We start from the raw sequence: 2,093 nt of genomic DNA on the forward strand, positions 1-2,093 counted from the left end.
ACTGCCCCTGGACACCCGCGAAAGCCTCATCGATCACCGGCGCGGCGGCATGCTTCAGTCCGCGCTCTCGGAGAGCAGTTCCAAGAGCGCGTTGGGTCGGGTGGCCCGGGGGAATTTCACCCCCGGGCTCCCACAGATCCCGGCGTGACAGTCTCCCGTCACCGGGCTCCTATTATCCTGGTCACCAGATCGAGTGGACCCATTTCCAGTGGGCGAAGAAGAGCGGGTACGCGGTGGTGACCTGCTTCCATCTCCGGTGGAACTTCTTGAAGGTCGTCAGCCGTCGGTATTTCTTGCGGACCCAGCGCATCAGGTAGTAGTTGATGCGCTTGAGGAGGGGATACAACTCAGTGCGATAGAAGGCACCGTAGTATTGCATCCAGCCGCGGATGATGGGGTTGAGCCATCGCGCGAACTCGCCGAGGGTGTAGCCGATGTGCATGTGGAGCCGCCAGGAGCGGACCTCCATGCTCATCTTCTTCAGGGCGTCCTTGCTGGGCGACGCTGGAACGTGAAACCGAGGAAGGTGAACGACGTTGCCGCGACACCACCGTGGCGCCCGTCTCTTCCGCAGTACACGATCCGGGTCTTAGCCGGGTGCAGTTGCAGGCCGACCTCTTCCATCCTGTCCCCGATCGCCGTCAGGACCTCACGGGCCCGGCGCTCGGAGTCGCAGTGCACGACTGCGTCATCTGCGTAACGTTCGAACTGGACGTCCGGAAAATTCCGGGAGAGCCACAGATCGAATGCGTAGTGCAGAAAAAGGTTCGCCAGCACGGGAGAAACCGCTGAACCTTGCGGGGTTCCACGGTCTCTTTGCCGCAAGGTGCCGTCGGGAAGTTGCAGTGGAGCGGCAAGCCACCGCTTCACATACAGCACGACCCACGCGGCATTGGTATGGGTTTCCACCGCCTTGATGACGAGGTCCCAGCGGACGCTGTCGAAGAATTTGGAGACATCGAGATCGACGGCCCACCTCTTCTTCCAACACCGCCGCCGGCATGCTTCGACCGCGTTCAGAGCTGACCTGTTCGGCCGGTAGCCGTAGGAGTCTGGGTGGAACACCGCTTCCACCCGTTTCTCCAGATGAGCGGCCGCCACCGTCTGGGCGATTCTGTCCGCGACCGTGGGCACACCGAGCAAACGAACCCCGCCGCCGTGCGGCTTCGGGATTTCCACGCCTCTCACCGGAGGGGGAAAGTAGCTTCCCGAGGCCATCCGATTCCAGATCTTATAGAGGTTCCCCTTCAGATCCTTCTCGAACGCCTCGATCGTGCAGCCATCCACTCCCGGAGCACCCTGGTTGGCCTTGACCTTCAGGTACGCCTCCCAGACCTCCATCTTCGATATCTCGAACGACTTGATCTGTGACTTCAGCTCGTCCACGCAGCTCCTCCCAGGGAACTCCTGGTTGACCGAACAAACGAACCACGGATAATCCGGCCCCTTCACTCCACTCCCACCGCGCCCAGCAGGAGGTTCACCGCTACTACGAACCGGTCCGCCAACACACTCCGCATCGGTACTCAGTTCCTCGCGGGTTGTCCGCTTGGAAGGCTCCCTTTTACAACACTGCACAAAGAACGCAGGGTTGAGGCATCGAAGTGTGTCTTCCCACGTTCCGCACAAAAGCAGCAGACCAGATTCACGTCGCCTCCACGCCGGGCACCACCTGGCCAGTAAACGGGTTTCCGCCAGACTCATCCCGGGCCAAAAAGTAACACCCGGTTCTGATGCCATCTCATCAATAACGACGCGTCAACAGCGATCCCCTACAAGGGGACTGCGCTCCGTCTCCCTGATCCCCACCTGACGCCTCACGGACGCCTTTTCCACAGTCGCTCACCACGGTCACGTCACCGCTCCCGCAGCATGTGGCGGTTTGAAGTCTCCCCCCGCAGGGCGACTCCGAAGGGCCGAAATCCTTCATCTCCCGTGCAGCACCGCGTTCAACTACTCAACTACCGCAAGCAGCCTCCCGCGTTCGTGGCACACCTTTTCCCATGACCTCCAGGGCCGCGTCACGGCGGGCCAGGTCCTTCTCCAGCCGGGCGACCTTCTTGCGCAGCCGTTCCAGCTCGGCCTCCTCGGCC

Annotated in this window: 2 protein-coding genes; both read right to left on the reverse strand. The window is 61.6% G+C overall.

Features of this window, described 5'->3' with window-relative positions:
• Nucleotides 1-181: 181 nt before the first annotated feature.
• Complete coding sequence (locus ABZS71_RS35540; protein ID WP_356216976.1) at nucleotides 182-475, reverse strand: group II intron maturase-specific domain-containing protein; 294 nt, start codon at nucleotides 473-475, stop codon at nucleotides 182-184.
• A gap of 5 nt (nucleotides 476-480) precedes the next feature.
• A complete protein-coding gene (ltrA, locus tag ABZS71_RS35545) occupies nucleotides 481-1,386 on the reverse strand; it encodes a group II intron reverse transcriptase/maturase (protein ID WP_356216979.1) in 906 nt (301 codons plus the stop codon).
• Nucleotides 1,387-2,093: the final 707 nt, after the last annotated feature.

Source organism: Streptomyces sp. NPDC005393, from assembly GCF_040606675.1.
In the GTDB taxonomy this organism is placed as follows: domain Bacteria; phylum Actinomycetota; class Actinomycetes; order Streptomycetales; family Streptomycetaceae; genus Streptomyces.